Here is a 15207-nt window from a genome sequence, read left to right on the forward strand (position 1 = left end):
GGTTTTCCTGCGTTAAGTGAGAGAGCGTTGCCAAAAAACCTACATCAAGTGAGAGAGCGTCCTGGGGGAGGGGGCGGAAGGGTTGGGTTTTCTAACCTGTATTGCTTAGAAAACATCGCTTTATCTTATGTGATCTCAAGCTCATACTGGTGAATGAGACTCCCTCCAGACCAAGGAAAGAACGAGCGATCATGACTCACACTGCAACGGAAACCTCCGGGCGAACAGACGTCCCGCAGGCGCGTGCCCTCGCCGCAGAGACCATTACCCTGGTCCGCCGGTGGCTCACCGAAGCGTCAAAGGTCCCGGTGGATGCGTCCGCCCAGCAGCTCGCTGGTGTGTTGAAGGACCCGAACGGCCTGGACTTCACGGTCGGATTCGTCGACGGCGTGGTCCGCCCCGAGGACCTGCACGTCGCCGCCCGCAACCTTGCCGCCCTCGCTCCCAAGGTGCCGGCGTTCCTGCCCTGGTACATGCGCCGCGCAGTGCAGTTCGGCGGCACCATGGCCCCGGCCCTGCCGCAGGTTGTCATCCCGATCGCCCGCAGGGTCCTCCGCGAAATGGTGGGCCACCTGATCGTGGACGCCACCGACGCCAAGCTGGGCCCGGCCATCGCCAAGATCCGCAAGGACGGCATCAAGCTCAACGTCAACCTCCTGGGCGAAGCTGTCCTCGGTGAGCATGAGGCTTCCCGCCGGCTCGAAGGGACGCATACCTTGCTGGCCCGCCCGGACGTGGACTACGTCTCCATCAAGGTGTCTTCCACCGTGGCCCCGCACTCCGCCTGGGCGTTCGATGAGGCCGTGGAGCACGTCGTGGAGAAGCTCACCCCGCTGTTCCGGCGCGCCGCGTCCTTCGCAGGGGCCGGCAACAACACCGGCAAAAAGGCCAAGTTCATCAACCTGGACATGGAGGAATACAAGGACCTGGACATGACCATCGCGGTCTTCACCAGGATCCTGGACAAGCCCGAGTTCAAAAACCTCGAGGCCGGCATCGTGCTGCAGGCCTACCTTCCGGACGCCCTCGCCGCCATGGTCCGCCTGCAGGATTGGGCCGCCGATCGCCGCGCCGACGGCGGTGCGGCAATCAAGGTCCGCGTGGTCAAGGGCGCCAACCTCCCCATGGAGCAGGTGGAAGCGTCCCTCCACGACTGGCCGCTGGCAACCTGGCACACCAAACAGGACTCGGACACCAACTACAAGCGCGTCATCAACTATGCCCTGCACCCGGACCGGATCGGGAACGTCCGCATCGGTGTGGCCGGCCACAACCTCTTCGACATCGCCTTCGCCTGGCTGCTCGCCAAACAGCGCGGCATCGCGGATACCGCACAGCAGAGTATCGAGTTCGAGATGCTTCTGGGCATGGCACAGGGCCAGGCTGAAGCCGTCAAGAAGGACGTCGGCTCACTCCTGCTCTACACCCCGGTGGTGCAACCGGCCGAGTTCGACGTCGCCATTGCCTACCTCATCCGCCGCCTGGAAGAGGGCGCCAGCCAGGACAACTTCATGTCCGCCGTCTTCGAACTGAGTGAAAACGAATCACTCTTCGAGCGCGAGAAGCAGCGCTTCCTCGCCTCCCTGGACAAGCTCGACGACGAGGTCCCCGCGGCCAACCGGCAGCAGAACCGCAGCCACCCGCCGCAGCCCCTCCCGCACGATTCGTTCCACAACACCCCGGACACGGATCCGTCGCTCCCCGCTAACCGGGACTGGGGCCGCGCCATCCTGGACCGCGTCCCGACCTCCACCCTGGGGAACGCCGCCGTCGAAGCCGCCACCATCAGCGACGAGTCCACCCTCAGCAGGGCGATTGAGACGGCCGTTGAGAAGGGCAAAGAGTGGGGCGCCCTGTCCGGTGACGAGCGGGCCGAGATCCTGCACCGCGCCGGCGACGTCCTGGAGGCCCGCCGCGCCGACCTGCTCGAGGTCATGGCCAGCGAAACCGGCAAGACCCTCGACCAGGGCGATCCCGAGGTCAGCGAAGCCGTGGACTTCGCCCACTATTACGCCGAGTCGGCGCGCAAGCTGGAAAAGGTCGACGGCGCCACGTTCGTTCCTGCCAGCCTCACCGTGGTGACTCCGCCGTGGAACTTCCCGGTGGCCATCCCGGCAGGGTCAACCCTCGCGGCACTCGCCGCGGGCTCCGCCGTCGTGATCAAACCCGCAAAGCAGGCCGCCCGCAGCGGTGCCGTGATGATCGAAGCGCTTTGGGAAGCGGGCGTCCCCAAGGACGTCCTCACCATGGTGCAGCTGGCCGAACGCGAGCTCGGCAAACAGCTGATCTCGCACCCGGCCGTGGACCGAGTGATCCTCACCGGCGGCTACGAGACCGCGGAACTGTTCCGCTCGTTCCGCAAGGATCTGCCGCTGCTGGCCGAAACCAGCGGCAAGAACGCCATCATCGTCACCCCCAGCGCAGACCTGGACCTCGCCGCCAAGGACGTCGCCTACTCCGCGTTCGGCCACGCCGGCCAAAAGTGCTCCGCCGCCTCACTGGTGATCCTGGTAGGCTCCGTCGCCACGTCCAAGCGGTTCCACAACCAGCTGATCGACGCCGTCACGTCCCTCAAGGTGGGCTACCCGCAGGACCCCGCCAGCCAGATGGGTCCGATCATCGAACCCGCCAACGGCAAACTCCTCAACGCCCTCACCACCCTCGGTGAAGGCGAGACCTGGGCCGTGGAACCGAAGAAGCTCGACGAAACGGGCCGGCTCTGGAGCCCCGGCGTGCGCCACGGCGTCCGCCGCGGATCGTACTTCCACCTCACCGAGTTCTTCGGACCGGTGCTTGGCGTCATGACCGCCGACACCCTCGACGAGGCCATTGCCATCCAGAACCAGATCGAATACGGCCTCACCGCCGGCCTGCACTCCCTGAACCCTGATGAGCTGGGCATCTGGCTCGACTCCATCCAGGCCGGCAACCTCTACGTCAACCGAGGCATCACCGGGGCCATCGTGCAGCGGCAGCCGTTCGGCGGCTGGAAGAAATCGGCCGTCGGCGCAGGCACCAAGGCCGGCGGACCCAACTACCTGGCCGGACTGGGGGAATGGACCAGCGGCCAAGCGTCCTCAACGGCAGCCGTGACCCACTCTGGCGTCCGCCGCATTATGAACGCAGCAACCGGAGCCCTGGAACCGGCCGAAGCCGAGTCGCTGCAGCGCTCCCTCGCGTCCGACGCCCAAGCCTGGGCCGACGAGTTCGGCACCACCAAGGACGTATCCGGACTCAGCGCCGAGCGGAACATCTTCCGCTACCGGCCGCTGCCGGTCACCATCCGCCTTTCCGAAGGCGCCTCGCTGGCGCATCTGGCACGGACTGTCGCCGCCGGCGTCCTGGCCGGTTCGGCACTCACCGTCTCCACCGCCGTCGGGCTCCCCGCACAGTTGAGGGCCGTCCTCACCGGGCTGGACATCTCCGTCACGGAAGAGTCCGACGCCGAATGGCTGGCTTCAGCGGCCCGCCTCGCCAAGGCGGGCAAGCTGTCCGGCGCGCGGATCCGCCTGATCGGCGGCGACGCGACCGCCCTCGCGGAAGCAACCGAAGGCCGCCCGGACCTGGCCGTCTACGCCCACCCGGTGACCGAAGCGGGTCGCGTGGAGCTGCTGCCGTTCCTGCACGAACAGGCCATCAGCATCACCGCCCACCGGTTCGGCACCCCGAACCACCTCTCGGATGCTCTGATTTAGACAGGTCCGGGGCGCCACGTCATGCGTTAACAGCGAAAATCCCGGCGGCCACCAAGGGTGGCCGCCGGGACTTTCTGTTTGTTATGAGGGCCCCGCCGGGAGGCGGCGGCCGGAGACCATGAGGAGTTAGCCCAGATACCAGCCTGGGGGAGTCCACGACGTGGGGACGTTGTGGGCGGAGAAATCCTCGCAACGGGTGCAGGTGTAGGCGACTTCGCCCAGTGTCCTGACCGCCCCGTCACGCCGGTAAACCGGAGGGACATACGATTCGAGATAGATAAATTCGTCCGTGCCGCACTTTTCGCAGGTTGGCTTGCCTACGTACTCGGCGGCGTGGGTGATGCCGGCGCCGTAGCTGGAATGATGCGTGACCAGCGGGCGTACGGTGTTATGTCGTGGCGCATATGCAGTGTGTAAATGGGTGTTCTCGGCTGTCGTCATTGGCTGCCTATCCCGAGTACGGCCGCCCCATGGGTCGCGGGGCGCACTCGTAGTGTTGAAACCGGCCACTGCTTGACCCCATGGGTAATCCAGCATAAAGCAGGCTGGGTTTTTCTTCAATGGTTTTGCGCAATCATGAGCGTGTTCAGGCCGGCTTCTTGAGCGTCCGCCCTACAATGGCCTGCGTCAGGGCATCGATCACCTCATCGTTGGCCAGCGGGTTGCGGATGAGCGTGAAATCGACGTCGCCCACGGCCGGCAGGTCGAACCGCCGGGTGATGATTTTCAGGTCTTCGGGCACCAGTGATGTGGGCATCACGGCGACCCCAATGCCCGCCCGCAATGCCGCCAGGACGCCGCTGATCTGCCGGGTGGCGCACGTGATCCGCCACGTCCGGCCGTGGGCTTCGAGCGCGTCAATGGCCAGTTTCCTGCTGAGGCTGGGGGCGGGGTAGGCGATGAGCGGCACAGGGTCGCCAGGCTCAAGGGACGTCTGCTCCAGGCCCACCCAGGAGAACGTGTCGTGCTGGACCACCGTTCCGTCCTTGGCGCCGGCCACCCACTTTACGAACACCAGGTCCAGTTGGCCGGCGTTGAGCTTCTTGTATAACTGGTCGCTCTGGCCCACGGTGAGCTCAAGGTTGATCTGGGGGTAGACCTGCCGGAATTCCCGCAGGATCCGGGGGAGTCCGGTGATGGCCAGGTCATCGGCCGTGCCGAAACGCAGCCGGCCCCGCATGGCCGAGCCGGAGAAGTAGCGGGCGGCAGCGTCGTGGGCCGACAGGATGCTGCGGGCGAACCCGGCCATGGCGTCGCCGTTGTCCGTCAACCGGACGTCCCGCGTGTCGCGGCGGACGAGGATGCGTTTTGCTGCCGTCTCCAGCTTCCGAACGTGCTGGCTGACCGTCGGCTGTGCCAGGCCCAGCCGTTCGGCCGCCTTGGTGAAGCTCAGCGTTTCTGCCACGGTCAGGAAAGAGCGAAGCTGCGCGGGCTCAAACACGATGGACTCCTTCTGTACTGCGGTTCGCTGTGACGGGCAACATTACGTTTCGTAATGGTAGTTATAGGCACGATAGGACTACATAATCACTGGCGACCAGCTTAGCGTGGGAGCATCCAACCCGCCCGCTTCCCTGAGGACATTCCTGTGGCTCCCCCACCGCCAACATCGGCCGCCGTCAGCCAGCCCGTCATCGATTCCGCCTCCGCCTCCGCAACTTATGCCGCCACCCAGACCCAGCCCCTCGGCGTCGTCAGTGAACGCCTCCCATGGCGCCACACCTTCATCTCCCTGAAAGTCCCCAACTTCCGCCTCTTCGCCATCGGCCACTTTGTGGCCGTTGTGGCCCTCTGGATGCAGCGGATCGCGCAGGATTGGCTGGTCCTGGAACTTTCCGGCTCCGTCACGGCCGTGGGCATCACCGTGGCACTGCAGTTCATGCCGTCCCTCCTGCTGGGTCCGTGGGGCGGCATGGTGGCGGACCGGTTCGCCAAACGCAAGATCCTGATGCTGTGCCAGGCCGTGGCCGGGATCCTTGCGGCAACCCTGGCCGTGCTTTCCCTCACCGGCGCCATCGAGGTGTGGCATGTCTACGGCATCGCCCTCGTACTGGGGCTGGTCACCGTGCTGGACCAGCCGGCGCGTCAGGTCTTCGTCAATGAGCTGGTGGGCCCGAAGTACCTGCGCAATGCCATCAGCGTCAACTCCACAACCTTCCAGCTGGGCGGCCTGATCGGCCCGGCACTGGCCGGCCTGTTGCTCACCGCCGTCGGTGCCGGATGGGCCTTTGCCGCCAATGCGGTGGCCTGCTGCTCCACGGTCACCATGCTGCTGCTCCTGCGGAAGGACCGGCTGTTTGTCAGCGCGCCCGCCCCGAAGAAGAAGGGCATGCTGCGGGAGGGGCTGCGGTATGCGCTCAGCAAGCCCACTATTTACTGGCCGTGGCTGATGGCGGGGTTCATCGCCGTGTTCGCCATGAGCCTGCCGGTCCTGCTCGCCGCGTTCGCGGACCACGTGTTCGACGTCGGTGCCGGCGGCTATGGCCTGCTCAACGCCCTGGTGGCGCTCGGCGCGCTGGCCGGTGCCGTCGCCTCCACCCGCCGCCGGCAGTTGCGGCTCCGGTCAGTGGTGTTCTGCGCCGGAATGTACGGCCTGATGCTTTGTCTCGCGGCGCTGGCGCCGTCCATGCTGTGGTTCGGCGGGGTGATGGTCCTGTCCGGGTTCTGGTGCCTGATGTTCCTGACCGGCTCGAACCAGCTGGTTCAGATCAGTTCGAACGTGGCTATCCGCGGACGCGTGATGAGCCTGTACATCATGGTACTGATCGGCGGACAGGCCATCGGTGGGCCCATGCTGGGCTGGATTGCCGAGCATGTTGACCCGCACGTTGCACTGTTGGTATCCGGCGGTGTGCCGGCGCTTGCCGCAGTGACAATCGGCGTCGTCCTGGCCAGGAAAGGTGCGCTGAAGCTTCGGGTGGACCTTAAGGACCGCCGCCACCCGGTACGGATCGTCTGCCGGGCCGCGGCCGCCTAAGCCGGAAGGTGCGGGTACTCCGCCTGGCGCTGCTGGAACTCCAGCACGTCCTTGTTGAGCACTACGCCGTCGCGGATCTCAATGGCCCGCGAAATCGTCTCGTTCGCGTCCCAGGCCTCGGGGCCGCCGATGACCGTTTCCAGGAACGGCAGCAGCGCCTGGCTGATCTCCCAGCTGGCGGAGTTCCAGAGGTATGACGGGCTGTGGTCCACGGCGTAGTAGTTGATATGGTCACCGACGGTGAACGTCGGCTCGGTGAACGTGGTGGAGCGGGCCCAGCTGAAACCCATGCCCTCGTCGCACGAAACGTCCACGATCAGGCCGCCCGGGGCAAATGCGGCCAGGTCCTCGGTCCGGAGGTACGTCAGCGGATTGTTCGGATCCTGCAGCGTGCAGTTGACCACAATGTCGCTTTCGGCCAGGAACGGTGCCAGCGGAACCCGGCCCCGTTCGGAGATGACCTCGCTCAGGAAGGGGGCTTCGGCGTCGTGATCAAACTGCACGATGTTGACCGAGTGGATCGGGGCGCCCACTGCGGCCACTCCGCGGTTGGTCAGCACCTGGACGTCGTGGATGCCGTGCGCATTCAGCGCGGTCACGGCGCCGCGGGCAGTAGCCCCGAAACCAATCACCACGGCGTTGAGTCGGCGGCCGTAGTCACCGGTTGAGCCCGTCAGCGAGAGGGCGTGCAGCACCGAGCAGTACCCGGCCAGCTCATTGTTCTTGTGGAACACGTGCAGGCCAAAACCGCCGTCGCTCGCCCAGTGGTTCATGGCCTCAAAGGCAATAAGCGTAAGCTTTTTGTCGATGGCCAGCTGGGTGATGGCGCGGTCCTGAACGCAGTGGGGCCAACCCCAAAGGACCTGGCCATCGCGCAGCTCTGCAAGGTCTTCCGGCTGCGGTTTGGGCAGGAGCACGACGTCGGCCTCCGCCAGCAGCGCTTGCTTAGTGGCGACTTTGCCCACCAGGGTGGCGAGGTGACTATCCGAGACGCCGAAACGCTCGCCATAGCCCTGCTCCAGGATGATGCGCTGGCGCAGTTCCGGGGCGACGCGTTCGAAATGCAGGGGGTGGATGGGGAGGCGGCGTTCGTCCGGTTTCCGGGTTGATGCCAGTACGCCCAGGGTCAGCTGGCTCTGGTGGCCATTCACTTCTTTTTGGCGGCCTTGGACGTGACGTCCAGGGAGCTGGCCGGCGCGGAAGCGGCCCTCTTGTCTGCGCGCTTTTCCTTGATGGACTTGCCGGATTTTTTGGATGCTGCTTGACGCGGGGACTTGTCAGCCATGATTGCTCCTGTAGCGGAACCGAAGAGGTTCCTGACTCCTGACGATACACGGGGGGACCTAACGCCCCGGTGGCGGCGGGGACGGGCGCGGCGGTGATTGTGCCTTGGCGTTCCCGGTGTGAAAATGACGCTCTGGGCACTGCGCCGGGCGGGCCTCGCAGAAATACGGGAACAGCATCATGGGATCCATCACGATCGAAAGCACCGTCCTCATCCCCTGCGGACGGCCGGACGTCTACGCGTTCTGTGTCGATGCGGAGTCCCGCGCCGCCGTTCCCGGGCAGGAGGCGGTTTCCCTGCAGATCCAAGACCAGGTACAGGACCGCTCGTGGACCGAAACCCTTGAGAGCCGCACGGAGACCGTCACCTGTTCCTGCGTGGTGTACCCGGTAGCGGACAGCACGCGATTGACCGTCACCGCTGAGTACGCCCCGAAAGGATTCGGCCGGATGTTTGCCGCGACCAAGGAGGGAGCTTTCCGGAAGCAGGAGGCGGCGCGGCTGGCGGCGCTGAAGAAGGCCGTGGAGCGTGGGGTTCGGAAGTCGAAGAGTGCCCAGTAGTAGACCGGGCTATTCGCAATGGAGCGGCTGACGGGAATCGAACCCGCGTATCAAGCTTGGGAAGCTAGCGCTCTACCATTGAGCTACAGCCGCGTGGCCCCAGGTGGCCGGGGCAGAACTTAGCTTAGCGCAGATGCGGCCGCGTCCAGGCAACCCGGCCCGCGTGACGGAGCGTGTCTGCCCCGGGACCGGATGCGGGGCGTCATCCAGTAACTCTTCAATAACGTCCCGGCCCGGGGCTAGGTGCCAAGCAAAACCACTGGCTACTGTGAACCCGTAGCTGCAGTGTCATGGGGGTGGGGCGGGCTATCACCGCTGACCTGACGCCAACCGAAGGATCCCATGGCATTCGCAGAACACGAGGTATTCATCCCGCGTGACGCCTTGGACGTGTATACCTTCCTGATCGACGGAATGAACCTGCCAAAGTGGCGCACCGGCATCCGCAGCATCAGCGTCTCATCCGGAGTGGCCGGTTCCAAGGGCTCGGTGTACCAGCAGACCGTCCTGGGCAGGTCCGGCTGGCCCGTACCGGCCGACTTCGAAATAACGGAAGCACGGCCCGGAGCCGAAATCCGTTACCAGGTCATCGCCGGGCAAAACCGGCCCTCAGGCGGGTACTACCTCAGCACCGAACCCGACGGAACGCGCGTCCGGTTCGCGCTCGAATGCCAGCCCAAAGGACTCCTCGGCCTGATGAACACCGGCATCCAGCGGGCCATAAAGGCAGAGGTTGTTCAGCTCGAGCGCCTCAAGGACGTCCTGGCGGTCGCGTCGGCCGCATAGGGTCTCGGGCCACTCCGCGCGCCGTAACCGGCGCCGTTGAGCGCGCACCGGTAACGCGCCGCCGCCGCTATTGGGCCAGGCGCTGGCCTGCCCAGCTTCCGGTGATGTTCGACGGCGATGCAAGGGTTCCGCCGGTCAGGTCCCAGTACTGCACCACGTCGTTCGCCCGGCGCAGTGCCACCCCGGTCGAGTTCAGTCCTGTGACATCACGCAGCGGCCGGATGCCTGTGACATCCCCCCAGCCTGTGGCCACAGTGGCCCGGGCTTCGGCGCGGGGCATTGGAGTCCCGGCGCCGCGGTAAAGCTGCACAGTGCCATCGGACTTTCGTGCCAGGAGGTCCTGGAAGCCGTCAGCGTCATAATCCACCATCGCCAGCCGGGTGGCCGACACCGTGCTGGCCATCAGCGTGCGGGAGGACATGTCGGAGAGGCCGACGTTCGGGTAGAGCCAAAGGGAGCCTGCAGTGTCCAGCGCCACGAGTTGCGGGAAGCGGTTGTTGGCGCACCAGCCGCCGACGGCGAGCGTCATGCCGGCCCAGCCGGACTGGCCGAGAGTGACAGCAGCGCCGAAACCGCCACCCGCGAACCCTGGATGAAGCGTCAGCCGGCCGTCGTTCCATTGGGCGAGGATGTCATAGGTGCCGTTGCGGTCCCAGTCGGTAACGAAGACTTCCTTGACGTTGCTGAAGAAGGAGTTGATGACCTTGGCCGGGCCGTAGGTCCTGTTCCCTGTGGCGGGACGGTTGATGAGCTCGCCGCCGGCATTAACCGTGACGAGGTCGGCGGGGCTGGTGATTGCCGCACCGCTCAGGTCCAAGGTGGGCGGCATGTGCTTGACGGTGGAGTCGCACATGGTTGGCGTAGCGGGCGGGAAAGCTGAGCCGCCGGTGGAGCTGCCGCCGGGAGAATTGACGGTGCCGGCCGGGAGGGTGGTGTAGCCGAAGAAATTCACCACGCCCCAGATCTGGTACGTGCTGTTTGTGTAGGAGATTCCGGCGCCCATGACGTTGAAGCGCGGGTCGAGCAGCATGGCGTTGTGGCCGGGCGAACCCTTCCACCACTCCACCAGCTGCGCGGCGTCACGGTCCGTCCTGATGGCGATGACCTCGCCGGCGCTGCTCGGGTTCATGGCACGGGAATCCAGCCAGAAGTTGGCTCGGTGCTCGATGACTTCGCGTGACGCGATGTTGTCTGACCAGTCCTGCGCGAGGGCGGCCACCGTGGGATGGTACTTGACCGGGGCCAGGTTATTCGCCACCCGGTACTCGTTGATTTTGTTGAAAACAATCACGATGGCGGCCGCGTTGTTGTCCGGGACCAGTGCTTCGGTGGCAAGGGACCCTGGCGCCAGGGACTCCGTTGCGATGTTCCGCGGGGCGGGTACCGTGGCCGTGTTCTGCGCCAGTTCATCCTCGGGGGCCCACAGCGGCGGCACGGAAGGAACCTCGGGGACGAGTTGTTCGGAGGCGGTGGCCGGTGCAGCTTCAGTTGCCGGCTGCGGCAGCGCCGCGGACGCGGGGATTTGCCCCCCGGCGGGCGACGTCGGCGTGCTCACCGGTTCCACGGCGGGGGCGAGCAGCGACCCGACGCCGGCATCCGCACCGCGTGCGACGCCGTCGTCGTCCGCTGTGCCCGCAGGACCCAAGGTGACCGCGCTTGGCCCGAAGGCGCCAACAGCCTCGGGCGTAGGCTGGTGCGCGGGCGGGACGGAATGGAGGCCAGCGGCCGGAGAGACCAGTGCGAGGGCGCACAACACAGCCACAACGGCGGGCGCCGCAAAGTTTTTCAAACCAACCCCAGATCAGTTCAGTTCAGTTGTACCAGCCGGGAGACCTCCGGTGGCTGACATCCTGAGGCAACATTAGCCCCACTAGGCGACAGCAACAACGAAAAATGTGCGCTGTGGACAACGCATAGTAATTTGGGAGGCGTGCTGATCTCTGACCGCGACATTCGCGCTGAACTGGACTCCCAACGGATCGTCCTCGAACCCTACGATCCCGCAATGGTCCAGCCATCCTCGGTGGACGTGCGGATCGACCGGTTCTTCCGTCTTTTCGACAACCACAAATACGCCCATATCGACCCCGCGGAGGAGCAGCCTGAACTGACCCGCCTGGTCGAGGTGGACAGCGGCGAGCCCTTCATCCTGCACCCCGGCGAGTTCGTCCTTGGCTCCACCTACGAGACCGTGACGCTGCCTGACGACATTGCAGCCCGCCTGGAAGGCAAGTCCTCCCTTGGCCGGCTGGGCCTGCTGACGCACTCAACGGCCGGGTTCATCGATCCGGGATTCTCCGGACATGTCACCCTGGAACTGTCCAACATGGCTACCCTGCCCATCAAGCTCTGGCCGGGGATGAAGATCGGCCAACTGTGCTTCTTCCGCCTGACGTCGGCCGCCGAACACCCCTACGGCTCGGGGGAGTACGGAAACCGCTACCAGGGCCAGCGCGGTCCGACCGCCAGCCGCAGCCACTTGAACTTCCACCGCACCGAGATCTAGGCGGGTTTCCGGGCTCCGGCGATCGGGAGCGCACGCCTACGCGCGGGCCGGCTCCCCGGCAGGAGGGCGGAGGGCTTTCACCGCGGGCTCCACGTAACGGGCGGCCAGCGGTCCGATGATGGCCATCAGCAGGACGTAGGCCGTGGCAAGGGCCGCGAGGTCGCGAGGGACCACGCCTGAGGCGACGGCCAGGCCTGCGATGACGATGGAGAACTCGCCGCGGGCTATCAGGGCGGCCCCTGCCCGGAAACGGCCAGGCCGGCCCACGCCTGCCCGCTTGGCCGCCCAGATCCCGGTGATCATCTTGGTGGCGGCGGTGACGACGGCCAACACCAGCGCCCAGCCGAGGACCGGGGGAATGGTCGAGGGGTCGGTGTTGAGCCCGAACGCCACAAAGAAGATCGCGGCGAACAGGTCGCGGAGCGGCTCGAGGATCCGGGTGGCGCTGTGGGCCGTGGCGCCGGAGATGGCGATACCGAGCATGAAGGCGCCCACCGCGGCGGAGACCTGCATGGCCGAGGCCACGCCGGCCACCAGCAGGGCGGCGCCGAGCAGGTTGAGCAGGAAGACCTCGGAGTTTTCGCTGTGCACCGCCCTGGACACGTGGTGGCCGTGCCGCAGGGCCACCATCAGCACCAGGGTGACGACGGCGAGGGAAATGCCCACGGTGGTCAGTCCGCCCAGGAAGCTCACCCCCGCCAGGGTGGCGGTGAGGATGGGCAGGTAGACGGCCATGGCCAAGTCCTCGAATACCAGGATGGACAGCACCACCGGCGTTTCACGGTTACCAAGCCGGCCGAGGTCGGTAATCACCTTCGCGGCGATTCCGGAGGAGGATATATACGTGACGCCGCCCATGACCATGGCGCCCACCGGACCCCAGCCCAGCAGGAACGCAATCCCGGCACCCGGGAGGAAATTCAGCACCAGGTCAAGAACACCGGCCTGCCAGGACCTGCGCAGACCGGTGAAAAGCTCGGCAGCCGTATATTCCAATCCGAGCATAAGCAGCAGCAGGATCACTCCGATTTCGCCCGAGAGATGTGCGAATTCGTGCATACCATCAAGCTTGACCACCCCGCCCGCGCCGAAGGCTAGCCCACCCACGAGGTAGAGGGGGATGGGTGACATTCCGATCCGTCCGGCCAGCCTGGCCAACAGGCCAAGGCAGAACACAACGGCCCCCAGTTCAATGAGGGTCAGGGCCAGAGGGTCCATGGCGCTCAGCCGTTGCGGAGGATATCGGCCGCCGAGTCGAGGCCTTCTTGCGTTCCTACCGCCACCAGCAAATCGCCGGAGTGAAGTACGACGTCGGGTCCCGGCGAGGGGAGCACCTCGCCTTCGCGCATGATCGCCACAATCGAGACGCCGCAGCGGGTGCGAATGCAGGCTTTGCCCATGGGCTGGTTCTGGAACGGGGAATCCGGGGCAATGGAGAACTGCCGGGTCACAATCCCGGGCACGTCCCGGTGTTCCTCGGTCAGCTTCATGGCCAGGTGCCGTCCGCCCAGGAGGTTGCCCAGAGTGGCTGCCTCATCCCCGGTCAGGGGAATGGAGGCCTGGCAGGTGTCAGGATCGTCCCAGGTGGAAACGATAAGTTCCGTCTGGCCTTCGCGCAGCTCCACGACGCCGATGCGGCGCCCGGAAGCCGTCATGAAATCCTTCCGCCGGCCCAGGCCGGGGAGGTCCGTTTCGTCCACGTTCATCCTTCCAGCCTAGTCTCCGCGGGCCGTTTTCGGGTGTCCGTGCGCCGTCCAGCAAAGCAGGGCGGCAAACCGGGGCGATGTGCGCCCCCTCGGATGGAACTGGGCCCGTTAGGAGGCGGGAACCAGTGCAATGGTGGTCTTGCCCGGCGGCTTAACCGGCAGCAGGACCAGCAGGCCGGCGAGCAGGACCACCATGATGCCCAGGACTCCCCAGCGCTGGGCCTGGCCGGGAGCAACGAGGGGCGTGGCCACGGTGATGCACAGGGTGAACAGCGCGGGGGCCAGGAAGCTGACGGCACGGCCGGTGGTTGCATACAGGCCGAACAGTTCGCCGGTCTCGCCGCTGGGTGCAAGCCGGGCCAAATAGGCTCTTGAGGATGACTGCGCCGGGCCCACGAACAGGCAGAGGAACAGGCCAAAGACCCAGAATGTCGTGGCGCCGGCCCAGGCGGTTCCGAAGAACACGTAGCTGCCGTTGCCGAGGACGAGGATCATGGCGCCGGCCATCAGCAGGCCCACGAGGGAGCCCATGATCACGGCCTTGGGCCCCACCCGGTCATCCAGGAAGCCGCCGATGACGGCCCCCACGGCCGCCACCACATTGCCGAAGATGGCGAAGAAGATGACCTGGGACAGCTGGAAACCGAAGGTTCCGGCAGCGATGATCCCGCCGAAGGTGAAGACTGCCGCGAGGCCGTCGCGGAAGACGGCGCTGGCGAGGAGGAAGTAAATCGTGTGGGGGCTCGTGGCATGGATCGCCTTGATCCGGCGCCCCAGCAGGCCGTAGGAGGCCAGGAAGCCCAGCTGTTTTGCCCGTGCCGGGCGCGGAAGCTCCGGGACGCTGAACAGCACGGGGAGGGCAAAGATGAAAAACCATAAGGCCGAGAACACGGCCACGAGCCGGATGTTCAGGCTACCTTCCGTGGAGGCGCCGAACCAGTCGAAGCTCGGCTGCACAAAAAGTTGGAGCACCACCAGCAGCGCCACGATGCCGCCGAGGTAGCCCATTCCCCAGCCGAACCCGCTGACCTTGCCGATGTTTGCCGGGGTGGACACCTGGATGAGCATGGCGTTGTAGTTGACGCCGGCAAACTCAAAGAACACGTGCCCCAAAGCGATCAGGGAGACGCCCAGCAGCAGAAATTCCGGGCGGGGGTAAACGAAGAAACACAGCCCCGTCAGGATGGCGACGGCGGCCGTGTTGACTCCCAGCCACAGCTTGCGGCGCCCGCCGTTGTCCGAGCGCTGCCCCGTCACCGGAGCGAGCAGGGCGATGGCGAAGCCCGCAATGGCCAGCGCACCGCCAAGGACAGCCGAGGCCTGGTCTTTGTCGCCGAAGGCGCTGGAGGTGAGATAGACGGTGAAGACGAACGTGGTCATCACCGCGTTGAACGCCGCCGAGCCCCAGTCCCAGGCAGCCCAGGCGAGCACGCGGCCCTTGCCGGCGGCCTGGGTTCCGGACGCGAGTTCCGATGACGGCTGGGTGGCCTCTGGAGCGCTGGCGGTGTTCATACGCTGAATGGTATCCGCCCGTGGCGAACAGGGCGGGCATAATACGCCTGACACCCGGCAAAATCGAGCGGCCGGGCTCTTTTGCGGGGAAATCGGCCGGAACGACTTGGTAAACTGGGGCCACCGAACCTAACGATTGACCGCCTGCCCTAACTTTTTGCTAAATCGAATTCCTGACGT

At 65.7% G+C, this 15207-nt stretch carries 13 protein-coding genes and 1 tRNA gene; 5 read left to right on the forward strand and 9 right to left on the reverse strand.

The features are described 5' to 3' along the window. Positions 1-191: 191 nt before the first annotated feature. Entirely contained in the window at positions 192-3695 is a 3504-nt protein-coding gene (locus AB4Y73_RS15705; RefSeq protein WP_441872821.1) for a bifunctional proline dehydrogenase/L-glutamate gamma-semialdehyde dehydrogenase, read from the forward strand. A gap of 126 nt (positions 3696-3821) precedes the next feature. On the opposite strand, the gene AB4Y73_RS15710 is transcribed toward AB4Y73_RS15705, so the two are convergent. Then, entirely contained in the window at positions 3822-4136 is a 315-nt protein-coding gene (locus AB4Y73_RS15710) for a hypothetical protein (RefSeq protein WP_441872822.1), read from the reverse strand. Between the two features lie 145 nt (positions 4137-4281). After that, positions 4282-5136, reverse strand: a complete 855-nt coding sequence (locus AB4Y73_RS15715; RefSeq protein WP_441872823.1) for a LysR substrate-binding domain-containing protein — start codon at positions 5134-5136, stop codon at positions 4282-4284. A gap of 147 nt (positions 5137-5283) precedes the next feature. Here AB4Y73_RS15715 and AB4Y73_RS15720 point away from each other — a divergent pair, with 147 nt between their 5' ends. After that, positions 5284-6672: an MFS transporter gene (locus tag AB4Y73_RS15720; protein ID WP_441872824.1), complete on the forward strand. Its 1389-nt coding sequence runs from the start codon at positions 5284-5286 to the stop codon at positions 6670-6672. On the opposite strand, the gene AB4Y73_RS15725 is transcribed toward AB4Y73_RS15720, so the two are convergent. Beyond that, complete coding sequence (locus AB4Y73_RS15725) at positions 6669-7823, reverse strand: N(5)-(carboxyethyl)ornithine synthase (RefSeq protein ID WP_441872825.1); 1155 nt, start codon at positions 7821-7823, stop codon at positions 6669-6671. The genes AB4Y73_RS15720 and AB4Y73_RS15725 overlap by 4 nt on opposite strands. Further along, on the reverse strand, positions 7820-7957 hold the full coding sequence (locus AB4Y73_RS15730) for a hypothetical protein (RefSeq protein ID WP_441872827.1): 138 nt from the start codon (positions 7955-7957) through the stop codon (positions 7820-7822). Before AB4Y73_RS15730 ends, AB4Y73_RS15725 begins: the two co-directional genes overlap by 4 nt. A 179-nt stretch (positions 7958-8136) precedes the next feature. On the opposite strand from AB4Y73_RS15730, the gene AB4Y73_RS15735 reads away from it, so the two are divergent. Next, positions 8137-8517 carry a hypothetical protein gene (locus tag AB4Y73_RS15735; protein WP_441872828.1) on the forward strand — a complete coding sequence of 127 codons (381 nt, stop codon included), beginning with the start codon at positions 8137-8139 and terminating at the stop codon, positions 8515-8517. A gap of 19 nt (positions 8518-8536) precedes the next feature. On the opposite strand, the gene AB4Y73_RS15740 is transcribed toward AB4Y73_RS15735, so the two are convergent. Next, positions 8537-8610: transfer RNA gene (locus AB4Y73_RS15740), tRNA-Gly, on the reverse strand. Between the two features lie 249 nt (positions 8611-8859). Between AB4Y73_RS15740 and AB4Y73_RS15745 the strand changes: the two genes are divergently transcribed. Further along, positions 8860-9303, forward strand: coding sequence for an SRPBCC family protein (locus tag AB4Y73_RS15745; protein WP_441872829.1), 444 nt, complete (start codon positions 8860-8862; stop codon positions 9301-9303). Between the two features lie 67 nt (positions 9304-9370). On the opposite strand, the gene AB4Y73_RS15750 is transcribed toward AB4Y73_RS15745, so the two are convergent. Continuing rightward, on the reverse strand, positions 9371-11092 hold the full coding sequence (locus AB4Y73_RS15750; protein WP_441872831.1) for a CAP domain-containing protein: 1722 nt from the start codon (positions 11090-11092) through the stop codon (positions 9371-9373). 141 nt (positions 11093-11233) lie between these two features. On the opposite strand from AB4Y73_RS15750, the gene dcd reads away from it, so the two are divergent. Continuing rightward, positions 11234-11809: a dCTP deaminase gene (gene dcd / locus AB4Y73_RS15755; RefSeq protein ID WP_441872832.1), complete on the forward strand. Its 576-nt coding sequence runs from the start codon at positions 11234-11236 to the stop codon at positions 11807-11809. 36 nt (positions 11810-11845) lie between these two features. Here dcd and AB4Y73_RS15760 read toward each other — a convergent pair whose 3' ends face one another. From AB4Y73_RS15760 to AB4Y73_RS15770, 3 genes are all read right to left on the reverse strand, one after another. Then, positions 11846-13027 (reverse strand): cation:proton antiporter, encoded by a 1182-nt coding sequence (locus tag AB4Y73_RS15760; protein WP_441872833.1) that lies wholly within the window; start codon positions 13025-13027, stop codon positions 11846-11848. 5 nt (positions 13028-13032) lie between these two features. Beyond that, complete coding sequence (locus AB4Y73_RS15765) at positions 13033-13515, reverse strand: cation:proton antiporter regulatory subunit (protein ID WP_441872834.1); 483 nt, start codon at positions 13513-13515, stop codon at positions 13033-13035. A 108-nt stretch (positions 13516-13623) separates the two neighbouring features. After that, a complete protein-coding gene (locus AB4Y73_RS15770) occupies positions 13624-15027 on the reverse strand; it encodes an MFS transporter (protein WP_441872835.1) in 1404 nt (467 codons plus the stop codon). Positions 15028-15207 lie beyond the last annotated feature (180 nt).

Origin of the sequence: Pseudarthrobacter sp. TAF60_1, from assembly GCF_052113505.1 — a bacterium.
Lineage (GTDB): Bacteria > Actinomycetota > Actinomycetes > Actinomycetales > Micrococcaceae > Arthrobacter.

Bases quoted from the DNA above. Each gene is read 5' to 3' on its own strand.
- AB4Y73_RS15705 (WP_441872821.1), top strand. From the start codon at position 192: ATGACTCACACTGCAACGGAAACCTCCGGGCGAACAGACGTCCCGCAG.
- AB4Y73_RS15710 (WP_441872822.1), bottom strand. From the start codon at position 4,136: ATGACGACAGCCGAGAACACCCATTTACACACTGCATATGCGCCACGA.
- AB4Y73_RS15730 (WP_441872827.1), bottom strand. From the start codon at position 7,957: ATGGCTGACAAGTCCCCGCGTCAAGCAGCATCCAAAAAATCCGGCAAG.
- AB4Y73_RS15735 (WP_441872828.1), top strand. From the start codon at position 8,137: ATGGGATCCATCACGATCGAAAGCACCGTCCTCATCCCCTGCGGACGG.
- AB4Y73_RS15745 (WP_441872829.1), top strand. From the start codon at position 8,860: ATGGCATTCGCAGAACACGAGGTATTCATCCCGCGTGACGCCTTGGAC.
- AB4Y73_RS15760 (WP_441872833.1), bottom strand. From the start codon at position 13,027: ATGGACCCTCTGGCCCTGACCCTCATTGAACTGGGGGCCGTTGTGTTC.
- AB4Y73_RS15765 (WP_441872834.1), bottom strand. From the start codon at position 13,515: ATGAACGTGGACGAAACGGACCTCCCCGGCCTGGGCCGGCGGAAGGAT.
- AB4Y73_RS15770 (WP_441872835.1), bottom strand. From the start codon at position 15,027: ATGAACACCGCCAGCGCTCCAGAGGCCACCCAGCCGTCATCGGAACTC.